This window comes from Pseudomonas sp. MWU16-30323 (assembly GCF_020515595.1).
In the GTDB taxonomy this organism is placed as follows: Bacteria; Pseudomonadota; Gammaproteobacteria; order Pseudomonadales; family Pseudomonadaceae; genus Aquipseudomonas; species Aquipseudomonas yamanorum.
In genome coordinates this window covers 50,022-65,245 of record NZ_JAIWYM010000002.1, presented here as the reverse complement: position 1 = coordinate 65,245, position 15,224 = coordinate 50,022, and the positions used below count along the sequence as shown (strand labels likewise).

11 protein-coding genes and 1 tRNA gene are annotated in these 15,224 nt (G+C 60.2%); 5 read left to right on the top strand and 7 right to left on the bottom strand.

Translation table 11 applies throughout. From position 1 onward, the window contains the following. Positions 1–48 precede the first annotated feature (48 nt). On the top strand, positions 49–2,409 hold the full coding sequence (locus tag LIY45_RS03215; RefSeq protein ID WP_226475310.1) for a glucose/quinate/shikimate family membrane-bound PQQ-dependent dehydrogenase: 2,361 nt from the start codon (positions 49–51) through the stop codon (positions 2,407–2,409). Between the two features lie 41 nt (positions 2,410–2,450). Here the strand turns inward: LIY45_RS03215 and LIY45_RS03210 are convergent, their stop codons facing one another. Next, positions 2,451–3,317 carry a LysR substrate-binding domain-containing protein gene (locus LIY45_RS03210; protein WP_226475309.1) on the bottom strand — a complete coding sequence of 289 codons (867 nt, stop codon included), beginning with the start codon at positions 3,315–3,317 and terminating at the stop codon, positions 2,451–2,453. A 113-nt stretch (positions 3,318–3,430) separates the two neighbouring features. On the opposite strand from LIY45_RS03210, the gene LIY45_RS03205 reads away from it, so the two are divergent. The 4 genes from LIY45_RS03205 (at position 3,431) to LIY45_RS03190 (ending at position 5,945) form a co-directional block, all read left to right on the top strand. Beyond that, positions 3,431–3,856: a VOC family protein gene (locus LIY45_RS03205; protein ID WP_010167388.1), complete on the top strand. Its 426-nt coding sequence runs from the start codon at positions 3,431–3,433 to the stop codon at positions 3,854–3,856. A gap of 10 nt (positions 3,857–3,866) precedes the next feature. Further along, positions 3,867–5,120 carry an amidase gene (locus LIY45_RS03200; protein ID WP_226475308.1) on the top strand — a complete coding sequence of 418 codons (1,254 nt, stop codon included), beginning with the start codon at positions 3,867–3,869 and terminating at the stop codon, positions 5,118–5,120. Between the two features lie 185 nt (positions 5,121–5,305). Beyond that, entirely contained in the window at positions 5,306–5,488 is a 183-nt protein-coding gene (locus tag LIY45_RS03195; protein ID WP_226475306.1) for a type II toxin-antitoxin system HicA family toxin, read from the top strand. A 55-nt stretch (positions 5,489–5,543) separates the two neighbouring features. Further along, positions 5,544–5,945 carry a type II toxin-antitoxin system HicB family antitoxin gene (locus LIY45_RS03190; protein ID WP_226475305.1) on the top strand — a complete coding sequence of 134 codons (402 nt, stop codon included), beginning with the start codon at positions 5,544–5,546 and terminating at the stop codon, positions 5,943–5,945. An 89-nt stretch (positions 5,946–6,034) separates the two neighbouring features. On the opposite strand, the gene LIY45_RS03185 is transcribed toward LIY45_RS03190, so the two are convergent. From LIY45_RS03185 to rpsU, 6 genes are all read right to left on the bottom strand, one after another. Beyond that, positions 6,035–6,547: a cupin domain-containing protein gene (locus LIY45_RS03185; RefSeq protein WP_226475304.1), complete on the bottom strand. Its 513-nt coding sequence runs from the start codon at positions 6,545–6,547 to the stop codon at positions 6,035–6,037. 136 nt (positions 6,548–6,683) lie between these two features. Next, positions 6,684–6,760: transfer RNA gene (locus LIY45_RS03180), tRNA-Ile, on the bottom strand. A 15-nt stretch (positions 6,761–6,775) separates the two neighbouring features. Then, positions 6,776–10,519 carry a bifunctional diguanylate cyclase/phosphodiesterase gene (locus LIY45_RS03175; RefSeq protein WP_226475303.1) on the bottom strand — a complete coding sequence of 1,248 codons (3,744 nt, stop codon included), beginning with the start codon at positions 10,517–10,519 and terminating at the stop codon, positions 6,776–6,778. A gap of 120 nt (positions 10,520–10,639) precedes the next feature. Beyond that, positions 10,640–12,490 carry an RNA polymerase sigma factor RpoD gene (gene rpoD / locus LIY45_RS03170; RefSeq protein ID WP_017476366.1) on the bottom strand — a complete coding sequence of 617 codons (1,851 nt, stop codon included), beginning with the start codon at positions 12,488–12,490 and terminating at the stop codon, positions 10,640–10,642. A gap of 67 nt (positions 12,491–12,557) precedes the next feature. Further along, positions 12,558–14,519, bottom strand: a complete 1,962-nt coding sequence (dnaG, locus tag LIY45_RS03165) for a DNA primase (protein ID WP_226475301.1) — start codon at positions 14,517–14,519, stop codon at positions 12,558–12,560. A 445-nt stretch (positions 14,520–14,964) separates the two neighbouring features. Next, positions 14,965–15,180 carry a 30S ribosomal protein S21 gene (gene rpsU / locus LIY45_RS03160; protein ID WP_002551877.1) on the bottom strand — a complete coding sequence of 72 codons (216 nt, stop codon included), beginning with the start codon at positions 15,178–15,180 and terminating at the stop codon, positions 14,965–14,967. Positions 15,181–15,224: the final 44 nt, after the last annotated feature.

The following is a 15,224-nucleotide window of genomic DNA, read 5'->3' as shown; positions in this document are numbered from 1 at the left end:
GTTTGGTACATTATTTCCCGTTGGGTATACAGGAAGGACGTGTGCGAGATGAATAACTTTGGGGCTGCCACCGGCAGCAGATGGTTGCTGGTTGGGCTGGGCCTGCTGATCGCCTTGATCGGCCTGGGTTTGGCAGGTGGCGGCGGTTACCTCGTAGCGCTGGGCGGCAGTTGGTATTTCCTGCTGATGGGCCTGGCGATGCTGGTCTCTGGTGTGCTGATCGCCAAGCGTCGGCCTCAAGGCGCCTGGCTGTACGCCGTGGCGTTGGTACTGACCGCGATCTGGGCGGTGTGGGACACCGGGCTGGAATACTGGCCGCTTGTTTCACGAGTCCTGACCTTTGCCGTCATCGGCCTGGTGGTCGCGCTGATTTATCCACAGCTCGCCCGCGCCTCGGGATCGACACCCGGGTGCGGCGCCTATGGTGTCGCCGGGCTGCTGGGCCTTGGGGTGGTCGCCACCCTGGCGTACATGTTTGTGCCGACCCATGTGGTCAAGGCCAGCAGTGAGCCTGCGGTGACGCCGGTGACACCGGGCACCGAGCAAAAAGATTGGGCCCACTGGGGCAATACCACTGCTGGCAACCGATTTGCCGCGCTGGACCAGATCAACAAAGGCAACATCGACAAGTTGCAGGTGGCCTGGACCTTCCACACCGGCGACATCCCCGAAAGCAATGGCGCCGGTGCCGAAGACCAGAACACCCCGCTGCAGATCGGTGACAGCGTTTACGTGTGCACCGCCTACGGCAAAGTCTTCTCCCTGGACGCCGACACCGGCGCCCAACGCTGGAAATTCGACCCCCAGGGCAGTGGCCCCAACTGGCAGCGTTGCCGTGGCCTGGGTTATTTCGACAGCAGCGCCAGCGAGCAACCCGCCAGCGCTAAAGCCTGTGTGAAACGTCTGTTTCTGCCGACCGGCGATGCCCGACTGATTGCGCTCAATGCTGAAACCGGCGCGCCCTGCGAAGACTTCGGCGAACACGGCACCGTCGACCTGAAAACCGACATGGGCGAAGTAAAGCCCGGCTATTACCAGCAGACCTCGACGCCACTGGTGGCGGGCAATGTGGTGATCGTCGGCGGGCGTGTGGCAGACAACTTCTCCACCGGCGAACCGCCAGGTGTGGTGCGTGCCTTTGACGTGCACAGCGGCGAACTGGTGTGGGCCTGGGACCCGGGCAACCCGAACACCACCAAGCGCCCGCCTGCGGGCGAGACCTATACCCGAGGCACGCCGAACGTGTGGTCGGCCATGTCCTACGACGCCAAGCTCGGCCTGGTCTACCTGCCTACCGGCAACGCCACCCCGGATTTCTTCGCCGGTGAACGCACCGCCTATGACGACAAGTGGAGTTCCTCCATCGTCGCCCTCGACGTGAAGACCGGCCAGGTGCGCTGGCACTTCCAGACCACTCACCACGACCTGTGGGACTTTGACCTGCCGGCGCAACCGCTGCTCTACGACATCCCGGACGGCAACGGCGGCGTACAGCCAGCACTGGCTCAAGTCACCAAGCAAGGCGAAATTTTCCTGCTCAACCGCGAAACCGGCGTACCCATCGCCCGGGTCGAAGAGCGTCCGGTGCCCCAGGGCAATGTGCCCGGCGAGCGTTATTCGCCGACCCAGCCGTTCTCGGTGGACATGCCTTCCATCGGCAATCAGCAACTGACCGAATCCGACATGTGGGGCGCCACGCCGTTTGACCAACTGATGTGCCGCATCCAGTTCAAGGGCATGCGTCACCAGGGCGTCTATACGCCGCCAGGCCTGGACCGCGCGCTGCAATTCCCGGGCTCACTGGGGGGGATGAACTGGGGCAGCGTGTCGGTGGACCCGAACACCCACTACATGTTCGTTAACGACATGCGCCTGGGTTTGGCCAACTACATGATCCCGCGCGACAAGATCGCCGCCGGTGCCAGTGGCATCGAAATGGGCGTGGTGCCGCAAGAAGGCACGCCGTTCGGCGCCATGCGCGAGCGCTTCCTCTCGGCGGCGGGCATTCCGTGTCAGAAACCGCCGTTTGGCACTATGTCGGCCATCGACCTGAAAACCCACAAGCTGATGTGGCAAGTGCCGGTGGGCACGGTTGAAGACACCGGCCCGCTGGGGATCCGCATGCACATGCCGATTCCGATAGGCATGCCGACTCTTGGCGCCTCCCTGGCGACCCAGTCGGGCTTGCTGTTTTTCGCTGGCACCCAGGACTTCTACCTGCGCGCCTTCGATACCGGCAACGGTAACGAGATCTGGAAGTCCCGGCTGCCCGTCGGTAGCCAGTCTGGGCCGATGACTTACGTCTCGCCCAAGACGGGAACGCAGTACATCGTGCTCACCGCCGGTGGCGCGCGACAGTCGCCGGACCGTGGGGACTATGTGATTGCCTACGCGTTGCCCAAGAAATAGGGCCTGAAAAAGCCGCACGGATGTGCGGCTTTTTTTGCGTCTTAGATCACGTCAGCCAGTAGGCATCGGGCAAAGAGTTGCGGCACTGGAAGGTTGCGCTGGCTGTAGCGGCTGAGCAGGATGATTTCACGGTGAAAGGTCAGCTCGCCCAGCGGGATGACACGGACCTGTGGGGATCGGTCCAGCCACAGACCTGCGTGAGGAACCAGTGACACCCCCAGGCCGCATTCGACCATTTTGACCAGCGCCTCGATCTCGTCCAACTCCAGCGCCACTTGCACATCCAGGCGCTGCTCCCGCAGAAAACGGCTGACCAGCCGCCCGCCAAACGAAGCGCGGTCGTAGCGCACGTGGGGATGAGCTTCGAGCAGTTGCAACGGGTCATCACCCCCGACCGCCTGGGGCACGATCAACACAAACGGCTCCTTGCGCAGCACCTGTACGTGCAACTCCTTGGGCAAATCAAAGGGCGGGCGAATGATGATCGCCGAGTCCAGCTCGCCTGCGTCCACCTGGCTGAGCAACTCCAGGGAAACCCCCGGCACCAACTTGCACTCCACCGTCGGCGCTGCCTGGCGCAAACGCACCAGGGCCTGAGGCAGCAGGCCGGTCTGGGCGGTGGTGATGGCGCCGACTTTCAATTCGCCACGGTATTCGTTGGCATCCACCGGCACGGCCATGCGGTTGAACGTCTCCAGAATCTCCCTGGCCAGCGGCAGCGCGCGGATGCCTGCCGCATTCAGCGTGGCCTGGCGCCCGGTTCGGTCGAACAGCTGCACGCCGAGCACCAGCTCCAACTGGCGGATCTGCGCGCTGACCGCCGACTGAGTCAGCCCGACATGCATGCCCGCCGCGGCGAACGTGCCATGTCGGGTGACGGCGATAAAGGTTTTCAGTTCCCGCAGCATGGGCGTCTCGATTGATCGAAATAATTTGAGCTCGATGCGAAAACTATCGTCTTTCCATCGATGACGGCAAGGCTAGACTCGGAAGGACTTAATACCCATAGAGGTTAGACCTGATGGCATTGGCTCCTTTTCACCTGGCAATTCCGGTATTCGACTTGGCGGCTGCGCGGCAGTTTTATGGCGAGGTGTTTGGGTTGGAGGAGGGGCGTGCCAGTGATCACTGGGTCGACTTCGACTTCTTCGGGCATCAATTGGTGATTCATGAGCATCCGAAAACCGCTTCTCAGGAAGCGGCGCACACCAATGCAGTGGACGGCCATGATGTGCCGGTGCCGCATTTTGGTGTGGTGCTGAGTTGGGATGATTGGCATGCGCTGGCGGAGCGTTTGCAGGCGCGCAATACCCGGTTCGTGCTGGAGCCCCATATTCGTTTCAAAGGCCAGGTGGGGGAGCAGGCGACGTTGTTTCTGTTTGACCCGTGCGGCAACGCGTTGGAGTTCAAGGCGTTCAAGGATATTGGGCAGTTGTTTGCCAAGTGAGGGCGCGTCGATGAATCACCTTGATGCGACGGACATGGCCGACGCGGTGGGTTCTGGTGCTAGTAAGCCGGCTCTGGTTGCTGAACACTTTCTTGAGCGGATCGGTATCGACGAGCCGCAGATCCAGGCTTTTGTATCCTTCGATCCTGAAGAGGTACGCGAGCAGGCAAGGCAGCTTGACGGCTGTGCCGGTCCGCTGGCGGGAGTGCCTGTGGGGATCAAGGACATCTTCGATACCGCCGACCATCCAACGGAGTTCTATTCGCCGATTTACCAAGGCAATCGTCCATCGCGGGATGCTCATGTGGTGACACTGTTGCGCCAGGCGGGCGCGATCATCATGGGCAAGACCCACACCACTGAATTTGCCTACATGCACACGGGGCCGACGCGTAATCCGCTCGATCTGTCCCGCACGCCGGGTAGCTCCAGTGCGGGTTCTGCGGCGGGGATGGCGGCCGGGTTTTTCCCGTTGGCGTTGGGTACCCAGACGGCGGGGTCGTTGCTCAAGCCTGCGGCTTATTGCGGGTTGTTTGCCTTCAAACCGTCGTTTGGACTGGTCTCGCTGGAAGGCGTGAAACCCCTGGCGCCGAGCTTCGATACGGTGGGTTGGTATGGGCGCTCGGTGCGTGATCTTGAGCGAGTGGCGCGGGTGTTGATCCCGGGGTTTCCGGCTGTTGAGGCGGGGCGTCGGCCCTTGCGGCTTGGTTTCTGCCGTACCTCTCGCTGGTCTGACGTGCAGCCGTTAGTAGCCCAGGCGATTGAGCAAGCGGTAGCCAAGTTGGGGCCTCTTGTCAGTGAAGTCGTGTTGCCCGAGGCGTTCGACGGAGTATTCGACGATCACCAGCTGATCAACGATTGCGAAGGTGCCCGCTCATTGGCCAAGGAGTTTCAGTCTCATCCCGAATTACTCAGTAATTCGACGATGGCCATGATCGAGCGTGCCAAGGCTACCAGCTGGGAACAGGAGTCGGCTGCCAAGGCGCGCCTGGCACAACTGGCCCCGCAGTTGGCGCAAATCTGCCAGCCGTTTGATGCGATGCTGAGTGTTTCCTGCGGGATGTTGGCGCCGGTGGGGTTGGAGACCACGGGGCCGTCGGACTTCATCAAGTTCTGGGGCGCGTTTGGGTTGCCGCAGGTGAATGTGCCGGTGGCGCGTGGTGACGGGGAGTTGCCGGTGGGGTTGCAGGTGATTGGGGCGTTTAGAGGGGATGCGCCGTTGCTAGGTGCGGCGCAAGTCATTGTTGATGCGTTGGTAAGCTGAGAATCAACCAGGGCACAAAAACTGACATTAGTTCGCTGGCGAAGCGGCGATAGACGTAGTCATCATATTTTTTCGCATGAGCCCGCTCAGAAATGAGCGGGCTTTTTCATTGGTGTGTCTTGTGTGTATAAAAAGTGCATCAGGATACTTTCGGTGTGTAAGATACACACTGTGGAGCAGGCGCGATGAGAAGCAGAGAGGTAATTGACTTGCTGATGGCGGATGGATGGTTTGAGGTGGCGGTGAAAGGCAGTCACCATCAATTCAAGCACTCAACCAAGCCAGGCAGGGTGACGGTTCCTCATCCTAAATCAGAGATAGCCAAGGGTACCTTGCACAGCATTTTGAAATCAGCAGGCCTGAAGTGATGACCGTAGGTTATGTGGTGAATGATCCCGCTGCGGCTCATTCAAAGGAGGAAAAATGAAATTTCCAGTGGTGATACACAAAGACGCTGACTCAGATTACAGCGTGACAGTCCCGGACGTGCCAGGTTGCTTTTCGGCCGGCACTACGTTTTCGGAAGCTCTGGATAACGTGCGCGAAGCCTTGGCACTGCATCTGGAGGGATTGGTTGCCGATGACGAGCGGCTCCCACAGGCAAGAGAGGTCGACTTCCATTTAGAGAATCGCGACTTTGCTGGTGGAGTGTGGGCGGTCATCGATTTTGATCTCACTCCTTACCTGGGCAAGTCAGTGAGGTTCAACGCCTCATTGCCGGAGCAACTTTTGAATCGTATCGATGAGCGAGTGCAAAAAGACCATCGCTATGCCTCGCGCTCTGGGTTCCTGGCGACGGCGGCTTTGCGCGAACTTTCCGTTTGATAACGGGCTGAGAGAGTACACAGTACAAAAAAGGCTTACGCCACAAAGCGTAAGCCTTTATTTTATCCGAGACGGTGTGATCAGCGAGACTATGCCCCCTTGCACACCTTCGAAGCGGCCGGATCATTCGGGATAAACGAATCCGGCGCGCCCGGCTTCAGCACCACATACCCACGCCGCCAAGGTTGATCGTCCACCAGATTCCAGCGGTGCCCGGTGCCGGTATTGTCTTCGGCGACCAGTACTTCACCCGGATGCAACGTGAACTTCTCACCGCCGCGCGTCACGAATGCAAGGGTGCCGGACAGCGTCATCACGTACTGAGGCTCTGGGTCGTTATGCCAGCCATACGAGGCGTGCGCCGGGGTTTGCTTGAAGTGAATGGCAGTCACGTCGTTGCGCATGCTCTGGTCGATGGTGCCTTCCAGTACGTGGGAGTTGTTGTCGGCGCCGGTGCACAGCTTGAAAGCCTTGATGGTGTCAGTGGCAGCGGGGGCGGCTTGTGCGCCGCTCATGGTGGCGAGGGTGATTGCGACGGCGGCTGCGGCACACATGCCCAGGCGGTGGATAGCGTTTTGCGGCGAACGTTTCTTCGCAGGCATGGAACAAGTTTCCCTCGTGCTGGAGTGGCGTTGATTGGGAATCATGGTCTTCGCCGTCGCCGTTCGGGACAACTAACTAATGTTTCATTGCTGCACGCCAGAAACGACAAAGCCGCGCAATGCGCGGCTTTCAAGATGGTGGGCCCAGTAGGACTCGAACCTACGACCAAGGGATTATGAGTCCCCTGCTCTAACCAACTGAGCTATAGGCCCTCAGTAGGCCGCGGATTATAGCGATGGTTTCTTCGCTGTGCCATCCGAAAAGTCCGAAACACTCATACGAAGGAACGTAGCGGCGAAAAGGTCCGGCGGCAGCGGGAGGCTGACGATGTAGCCCTGCATCTGTTCACAACCTTCCGCCGCCAGGAACGCTTGCTGGGCCGGTGTTTCTACGCCCTCGGCAATGATGGTGAATTGCATGCTGTGCCCAAGGGCGATGATGGCGCGCACGATCGCGGCGTCGTGTGGGTCATCGGGCAGGCCGCGCACGAAGGATTGGTCGATCTTCAGGAAGTCCAGCGGCAGGCGTTTCAGGTAGCTGAGGGATGAGTAGCCGGTGCCGAAGTCATCAATGGCCAGTTGCACGCCCAGTCGCTTGAGCTGATGCAGCACCTCCAGCGCTTCTTCGGCCTGGCTCATGATGAAGTTTTCGGTGATCTCCAGTTGCAGGCAGCCGGGCTCCAGGCGGTTGTCCCGCAGCAGTTGCTCGATGCGCGCCAGCAGGTTGGGATGGCGCAGTTGTGCACCGGCGAGGTTGACGGACAGCGGGCCGAAGTCATCAAAGGCTTTTCTCCAGTGGTGCATCTGCCGGCAGGCCTGTTCCAGTACCCAGTCGCCAATCTGCAGGATCATGCCGTTCTCTTCGGCCAGGGCAATGAAGTGCTCGGGCGGCACTTCGCCGAAGGTGGGGTGCCGCCAGCGAATCAGGGCTTCGGCGCCGATCAGTTGTTGGGTGTCGAGGCTCAGCTTCGGCTGGTAATAGAGCGAAAATTCGTCGCGTTCGATCGCCCGGCGCAGTTCGTGTTCCAGCGCCACGCGTTCGTTGGCCTGGGCGGTGAGGTCCTGGGTGTAGCTTTCGACGCGGTTGCGGCCTTTGGCCTTGGAGCGGTACATGGCGGCGTCGGCGTTTTTCACCAGGGTGGCGACGTCGATGCCGTCCCGTGGATACAGGCTGGTGCCGATGCTGGCGCTGATAAAGAACTCATGCTCGCCCGCCTGGAACGGTGGGGTGAAGCAGGCCAGCAGTTTATTGGCCAGGTGTTCGGCGTCGCTGGCTTGTTGCAGGCCGGGCAGCAGGATGATGAATTCGTCGCCACCCAGGCGGGCGACGGTGTCGACGTCCCGCAGTTGGTCCTTGAGGCGCACGGCGATGTCCTTGAGCAGCAGGTCGCCAATCGGGTGGCCGAGGCTGTCGTTGATGTGTTTGAAGCGGTCGAGGTCGAGGAACAGCACGGCGCCCTGGTTGCCGGTTTCCTGTTGGTTGTTGAGCGCGGCTTGCAGGCGGCTTTCGAACAGGGTGCGGTTGGGCAGGCCGGTCAATGGGTCGTGGTGGGCCTGGTAATCGAGGCGCGCCTGGGCGTGCTTGAGGCTGGAGATGTCGGCAAACACGGCGACGAAGTGAGTGATCGACTCCTCGCGGTTGCGCACCGCGCTGATGGTCAGCCAGCTGGGGTACAGCTCGCCGTTCTTGCGCCGGTTGGAGATCTCGCCTTGCCAGTGGCCGTTGGCCGTCAGTTGGTGCCACATGGCCGCGTAGAAGGCGCTGTCGTGCAGGCCGGAAGCGAGCAGGCGCGGGGTTTGGCCAAGGGCTTCGGCCTCGCTGTAGCCGGTGATCTCGCTGAAGGCGCGGTTCACAGCGCTGATGTTTTGCCGGGTGTCGGTGATCAGTACGCCTTCGGCCGTGCTCTCGAACACGGTGGCCGCCTGTTGCAGTTTTTCCTGCATCAGTTGGCGCTCGGTGATGTCCCGGGCGATGGTCAGCATGCAGTCTTCGTCGCCGATGGGCAGCGGTCGGCTGGAGACCTCGCAGAGGCGAATCTCGCCGTCGTTGCGGCGGATATGGCAGACAAAGTCGCGCACAAATCCATCCCGGTGCAGCATCTCCAGCATGCGCTTGCGTTCGTTCAGGTCGACCCAGATGCCGAGGTCCAGGGTTGACTGGTCCAGTGACATTACGCTGTTGAAGCCGGTGATGCGGCTGAATCCTTCGTTGACTTCAATCAGCAAACCGTCGCTCTGACGGCTCAGTAGCAGGCCGTCAGGGGAGGCGTGGAAAGCCTTGGCGAATTTCTCTTCGGAGGTTTGCAGGCGTTGCTGGGTTTCTTTCAGTTGGGTGATGTCGCGCACCACCACCACCAGGGCTTCGGTGGTATCGAGCTGAAAGGGTTCCGCGGAGATCAGCCCGGTGAAGGCCTGGCCGTTGCTGCGCAGGAAGGGCATTTCCAGGTTGCGGATGCTGGTGGTTTGTACCCGCTGCAGCAGGCCGGGGCCTACGCCCTGGATGCCCCAGATATTCAATTCGGTGGCGGTTTTTCCTACGACTTCTTCAGCGCTCAGGCCGATCTGGTCTTCGAACGCCTTATTGACCTCCATCAGGCAGCCGTCGGACAGGCGGGCGATCACCAGGATGTCCGGGCATTGCTGGAACACGGAAGCAAACTTCTGCTCCGAAAGCTGCAGCGCTTCCTCGGTGCGCTTGGCTTCGCTGATGTCGATCATCAGGCCGCGCAGCACCGGTTCGTGGCCGTGTTCGATCAGGCTGACGATGTCCCGCACCCACAGACAGCGGCCATCGGCGGTGATTACCCGGTAGTCGACACTGTGGTCGCGGTTGGCCCGGGTTTCGGCGTAGCAATAGGCCTCTGTTCGGGTCAGGTCGGCCGGGTGGATGATGTTCCGCCAGAAGCCCGGGATCAGCCAGTGAGCGCGGGGGTAGCCGAGCAGTTCCTCGGCATGGGGCGACACGTAGCTGTAGGTGAAATCGCTGATGCTCGCTTCCCAGGCAATCGCGGAAAGGCTCTCCACCAGGCCGCGATAGTGGTATTCGCTGCTGCGCAGTTCCTGTTCGAGGGCGACCCGGCGGGAAATCTCCGAACTGAGCCGACGATTGATCCGGATAACCACGGCCAGCACGATGCTCAGGAGCAGTACGGCTGGCAGCCCGTAGAGCAGCACGTCCGTCCAAAGGGTGCGGTGGTCGATGACATTGCCGACCCAGCGTTGCTGGATGGCTTCGGTCTCGGCCGGGCTGATGTCGGCCAGGACCTTGTCGAGGATGCCCACCAGCATCTTGTCGTCCTTGGGGACGCCCATCGCCAACTGATAGCGGTAGGGTGTTTCGCCGCTGATGTACAGGCCTTCCAGCTTGAGTTGGCGCAGGCTCCACACGCTGGAGGCCAGATCGCCGACTACGGCATCGACTTTATCGGTGGCCAGGGCCTGCAACGTTGCGCTGACATTGGGCATGGCCACCAGATTGAGGTCTGGGTGGTGAGTGCGCAGCAGTTCGTGGGGCGCGTAGTTTTCCACCACGGCGACTTTCAACCCATACAAGTCCTTGAGGCTGCGCGGTTGTGGGCCCCCTTCATGGGCGAGGATGACGATGGGGAAGTCGAGATAAGGCCGGGTAAACGACAGGAAACTCTGGCGTTCCGGTGTGGACATGATGCCCGGCAACAGGTCGATCTGGTTGTTACGGGCCTGTTCCAGCACGGCGCTCCAGTTGACCGGCTCGATCAGTTTGATCCTGATGCCAAGGCGATCCTGCATCAGCCGCACGTAATCGGCGGCCAGGCCCTGGTAGCGACCGTCTTCATCACGGTATTCAAAGGGGGGCCAGGAGGCATCGACGCCCAGGCGCAACTCTTGATGGTCCGCCAGCCAGCCACGCTCTTCATCGGTGAGAGTCAACGCGCCAGCCGTTGCGGTCCAGGTCAGCAGCGACAGCAGTAACACGGTCGGCAATCTGGGCATAACGGTCTCGTTATGGCACGGGGAATGTTTCGAGTGTAGACGGGCATTGCGGGGGAGGGGAGGCCGCGAGGATTTAATCTGTAGAAGCAAAAACCCCGGCCTGGGCCGGGGTTTTTGTGATCACTCGTCGAGGAAGGAGCGCAAATGCTCGCTTCTCGTCGGGTGGCGCAGCTTGCGCAGCGCCTTGGCTTCGATCTGACGAATCCGCTCACGGGTAACGTCGAACTGCTTACCAACCTCCTCAAGGGTGTGGTCGGTATTCATGTCGATGCCGAAGCGCATGCGCAGTACCTTGGCTTCACGGGCAGTGAGGCCGGACAGTACGTCGCGAGTCGCTTCTTTCAGGCTCTCAACGGTGGCTACATCGATTGGCGACTGCATGGTCGAGTCTTCGATGAAGTCACCCAGGTGGGAGTCTTCGTCATCACCGATCGGGGTTTCCATGGAGATCGGCTCTTTAGCGATCTTCAATACCTTGCGGATTTTATCCTCAGGCATTTCCATGCGTTCGCCCAGCTCTTCCGGGGTCGGTTCGCGACCCATTTCCTGCAACATCTGCCGGGAAATACGGTTGAGCTTGTTGATCGTCTCGATCATGTGCACCGGAATACGGATGGTGCGGGCCTGGTCGGCGATCGAGCGAGTGATCGCCTGACGGATCCACCAGGTGGCATAAGTCGAGAACTTGTAGCCGCGACGGTATTCGAACTTGTCCACAGCCTTCATCAAGCCGATGTTGCCTTCCTGGATCAGATCGAGGAATTGCAGGCCACGGTTGGTGTACTTCTTGGCGATGGAGATCACCAGACGCAAGTTCGCTTCAACCATCTCTTTCTTCGCGCGGCGGGCCTTGGCCTCACCGATCGACATGCGACGGTTGATGTCCTTGATCTCGGCAATCGTCAGACCGGTTTCGGTCTGCAATGCAGTCAGCTTCTGCTGGCAACGAACGATGTCGGCCTGGAAGCGACCAATGGCTTCAGCGTATTTGCTTTTGCCTTTGGCCAGTGCGTCGGTCCAGCTTTCGTCGACTTCGTTGCCCGGGAACTGGCGCAGGAAGTCGGCACGCGGCATGCGCGCATCACGAACACAGAGCTGCATGATCGCACGCTCTTGTGCACGCAGACGCTCAAGGGCGCTACGAACCCGCTCAACCAGGCCTTCGAATTGCTTCGGTACCAGTTTGATCGGCATGAAGAGTTCAGCCAGGGCCAGCAATTCAGCAGTTGCCTGCTTGCTGCCACGACCGTGCTTCTTCAGGGCCTTGCGAGCCAGTTCCATCTGATCGGAGACCGCGCCAAAGCGCTGGGCTGCAATGATCGGATCCGGACCGCTTTCGACTTCTTCGTCGTCATCGGTGCTGGCTTCAGCTTCTTCATCGTCGGTGTCGTCGTCTGCTTTGGCAGCCTTGGCATCGATCGGTGGAGGAACTTCAGCCGCAGGTGGCGCAATGCCGTCATCCGGGTCGATATAACCGCTCAGGACGTCGGACAGGCGGCCACCTTCGGTGGTGACGCGAGTGTACTCGGAGAGAATGTGGTCAACCGTGCCTGGGAAGTGCGCGATTGCGCCCATCACTTCACGGATGCCCTCTTCGATACGCTTGGCGATTTCGATTTCGCCTTCACGTGTCAGCAGCTCTACCGTACCCATTTCGCGCATATACATGCGCACAGGGTCAGTCGTGCGACCGATGTCGGTCTCGACCGCTGCCAACGCGGCGGCTGCTTCTTCAGCGGCTGCCTCGTCGGTATCGGCGTCGGCCAACATAAGGGCGTCCGCATCCGGAGCACTCTCGTGTACGGGGATCCCCATGTCATTAATCATGCGGATGATGTCTTCCACCTGCTCTGGATCTGAAATATCCTCAGGCAGGTGGTCGTTGACCTCTGCGTAAGTCAGATACTTCTGCTCACGACCAAGGGTGATCAACTCTTTGATACGAGACTGCTGTTGCGCTTTTCCGGACATAACACCCTATCCACTGAAGGTCTTGGCGGGCAAAAAACAAGCCGAGGATTATACCCGAGCTATGACCTCACACGCCAGCTGAGGTCGGGTTTGATGCGGAAACATTGCGACTTAAAAGGTCGCGCAGTTGATTTTTCTCTTCTGCGGTCAATTCACTCTGACGCGCTTTTCGAAGAAGTTGTTCCAGGTTTCGCTCGCGTTGACGAGCTACCAAGCTAGTAATGGTGTCGAAAAACTGTTGTTCAAGGTTATCGCCATCAATCAGCCATTCCTTTTCTGCCAATGCCTTTAGCAAACGGCCCTGTTCGGTGCCGTGCCAGCGTGCAATCAGCTGGAATGAGTTTAGCTTAGGATTCTTCTGTACGGCTTCGAGCAGGGCCACCAACAGTTGTGTATTGGTGTGGTCTTCGGCCGCAAAGTGCCCCGCATCTTCGACTTTTTGTGCCAGTTGCGGGTGATGCAAAAGCGTGCGCAGGGCTGCCATGGTGGGCGGCTCTACTGCTGCTGGGACGCGCGGGCCGCGCGGTTCGTCACGGTCGCTGCCACGTTTGCCGTTTTTGTCCCAAGGTTTCTTGTCCCATTTCTTGCCGCCGGCGCCGGGTTTCTTCGGTGTCCACTCCTGCTGGGGCGTGTAGGCCTCCTGCGGTTGGTGGAAGTCGGAATAGTCCGGCATGGCGTCGTAATCCATGCCCGGGTCGTAGGCCGGCGGCGCCTCTTGCGGCGCGCTGCGCGCCAGCTGGCTGACGGCCTCGCCACTCAATCCGGTAATTTCCAGTAGTCGCTGGCGCATCAGGGTTCGCAGGTTGGCCCCCGGAACCTTGTCGATCAGTGGTGCCGCGAGGGTCACCATATGGGCCTTGCCTTCGAGGGAGCGCGGGTCGGACTCTTCGGTCAGTTGCTGGAAGAAATAATCGGCCAGCGGTTGTGCGTGCTGGTTGATGCGCGCGCGGAACGCGTCGGTCCCTTCGGAGCGGACCAGGGTGTCCGGGTCTTCGCCCTCGGGGAGGAACAGGAAGCGTGCGCGGCGTCCGTCCTGCAGGCTTGAAAGTGTTGACTCAAGGGCGCGCCAGGCGGCATTGCGGCCGGCCTGGTCGCCGTCGAAGCAGAACAGCACGTTGGGCACTACGCGAAACAGGCGCTTCAAGTGTTCTTCGCTGGTCGCGGTGCCCAGGGTGGCCACGGCGTTGCGCAAGCCTTGCTGGGCCAGGGCGATCACGTCCATGTAGCCTTCAACCACGATGATCTCGTCGAGGTTGCGGTTGTTCTTGCGCGCTTCAAACAGGCCGTAGAGTTCCTGGCCTTTATGAAACACCGGGGTTTCCGGTGAGTTCAGGTATTTGGGCTTGTCGTCCCCCAGCACCCGGCCGCCGAACGCGATGATGCGGCCGCGACTGTCACGGATCGGGAACATCACGCGATCGCGGAAGCGGTCATAACGCTTGCCGGTCTCGGCGTTTTCCACCAGCAGGCCGGCGTCGATCATGGCTTTTTGCTGCAGGGTGTCACTGCTCAGGTGCTTGTACAGATTGTCCCAGCCAGGCGGGGCGAAGCCGAGGCCGAAGTCGCGGGCGATTTCACCGGTCAGGCCGCGGCCCTTGAGGTAATCGACGGCCGCTTTGCGCTGCGGGTGGCTTTTCAGCGCCTGGCGGTAAAAGTCGGCGGCCGCAGTGAGCAGTGGGTACAGCGGCGAATCGGTGGGTTGCCGCGGTTTGTGCGGGCGGCCACTTTCTTCGCGGGGGATTTCCATGCCGGCGGCTTTCGCCAGTTCCTCGACGGCCTGGGGGAAATCCAGGTTGTCGTGGTCCATGATGAAGCCGAGGGCGTTGCCGCCAGCGCCGCAGCCAAAGCAGTAGTAGAACTGCTTGTCGGGGCTGACGCTGAAGGACGGGGTCTTTTCCTTGTGGAACGGGCAGCAGGCGGTGTAGTTCTTGCCGGCCTTTTTCATTTGCAGGCGCGAGCTGACAACATCGACGATGTCGGTGCGGTTCAGAAGGTCGTCAATAAAGCTCTGGGGAATTAGCCCGGCCATGGCGTTCTCGTCATCACTGCGTGTAAAAGAGGCCCCGCAAAGTGCTCGAGGCGCGCGTATTGTGCGGCTCGATCAACTGTTGTCTGCTTGGTCTGTCAGGAAGTGTATCTGCCGAACATTCACTGACGTTAGTTCCGATCAGTGCCCGGCGTAGAAATGTTGTCCGGGAGTCCGGTCTTGGCCATGTGGGGGCCTCGGAAGCTCATCGGTGGGCGCAGCCGACCTGTTGATCGCCTGTTAAAAAATAAGTGTGCTCGTCAGTAGCCTTGTTAGGCTCGTCAGAAGAGACGTGCACCGCTGGCAAAAGAGCCAGTCCTGACGTGTGAAGCAGTTCGTTTCAGTCGCATGGGCGGCGTCAACGGTGAAGCATCAAGCGATATCCGCAAATGCCAACAGCCCGGCTGAGGGCCGGGCTTGGCAGAAGCTTGCTACGAACGTCTGTGTATTAGTACAGACGAACGGCGCGGCGCTGCTCGCGCTGAACTTTCTTGGCGTGACGCTTAACAGCGGCTGCTGCTTTACGCTTACGCTCAGAAGTTGGCTTCTCGTAAAATTCGCGGCTACGAACTTCAGCCAGAACACCGGCTTTTTCGCAGGAGCGCTTGAAACGACGCAGAGCTACGTCGAAGGGTTCGTTCTCTTTTACTTTGACGGCTGGCATCCAGAGCTACCTTCTTTCATTACCGGGAATCAACGTTCTCGTCG

Excerpts from the sequence above, each read along its gene's own strand:
- LIY45_RS03175 (WP_226475303.1), bottom strand. The coding sequence starts at position 10,519 with ATGCCCAGATTGCCGACCGTGTTACTGCTGTCGCTGCTGACCTGGACC.
- rpsU (WP_002551877.1), bottom strand. The coding sequence starts at position 15,180 with ATGCCAGCCGTCAAAGTAAAAGAGAACGAACCCTTCGACGTAGCTCTG.
- LIY45_RS03190 (WP_226475305.1), top strand. The coding sequence starts at position 5,544 with ATGAAATTTCCAGTGGTGATACACAAAGACGCTGACTCAGATTACAGC.
- dnaG (WP_226475301.1), bottom strand. The coding sequence starts at position 14,519 with ATGGCCGGGCTAATTCCCCAGAGCTTTATTGACGACCTTCTGAACCGC.
- LIY45_RS03205 (WP_010167388.1), top strand. The coding sequence starts at position 3,431 with ATGGCATTGGCTCCTTTTCACCTGGCAATTCCGGTATTCGACTTGGCG.
- rpoD (WP_017476366.1), bottom strand. The coding sequence starts at position 12,490 with ATGTCCGGAAAAGCGCAACAGCAGTCTCGTATCAAAGAGTTGATCACC.
- LIY45_RS03195 (WP_226475306.1), top strand. The coding sequence starts at position 5,306 with ATGAGAAGCAGAGAGGTAATTGACTTGCTGATGGCGGATGGATGGTTT.
- LIY45_RS03185 (WP_226475304.1), bottom strand. The coding sequence starts at position 6,547 with ATGCCTGCGAAGAAACGTTCGCCGCAAAACGCTATCCACCGCCTGGGC.
- LIY45_RS03215 (WP_226475310.1), top strand. The coding sequence starts at position 49 with ATGAATAACTTTGGGGCTGCCACCGGCAGCAGATGGTTGCTGGTTGGG.
- LIY45_RS03210 (WP_226475309.1), bottom strand. The coding sequence starts at position 3,317 with ATGCTGCGGGAACTGAAAACCTTTATCGCCGTCACCCGACATGGCACG.
- LIY45_RS03200 (WP_226475308.1), top strand. The coding sequence starts at position 3,867 with ATGAATCACCTTGATGCGACGGACATGGCCGACGCGGTGGGTTCTGGT.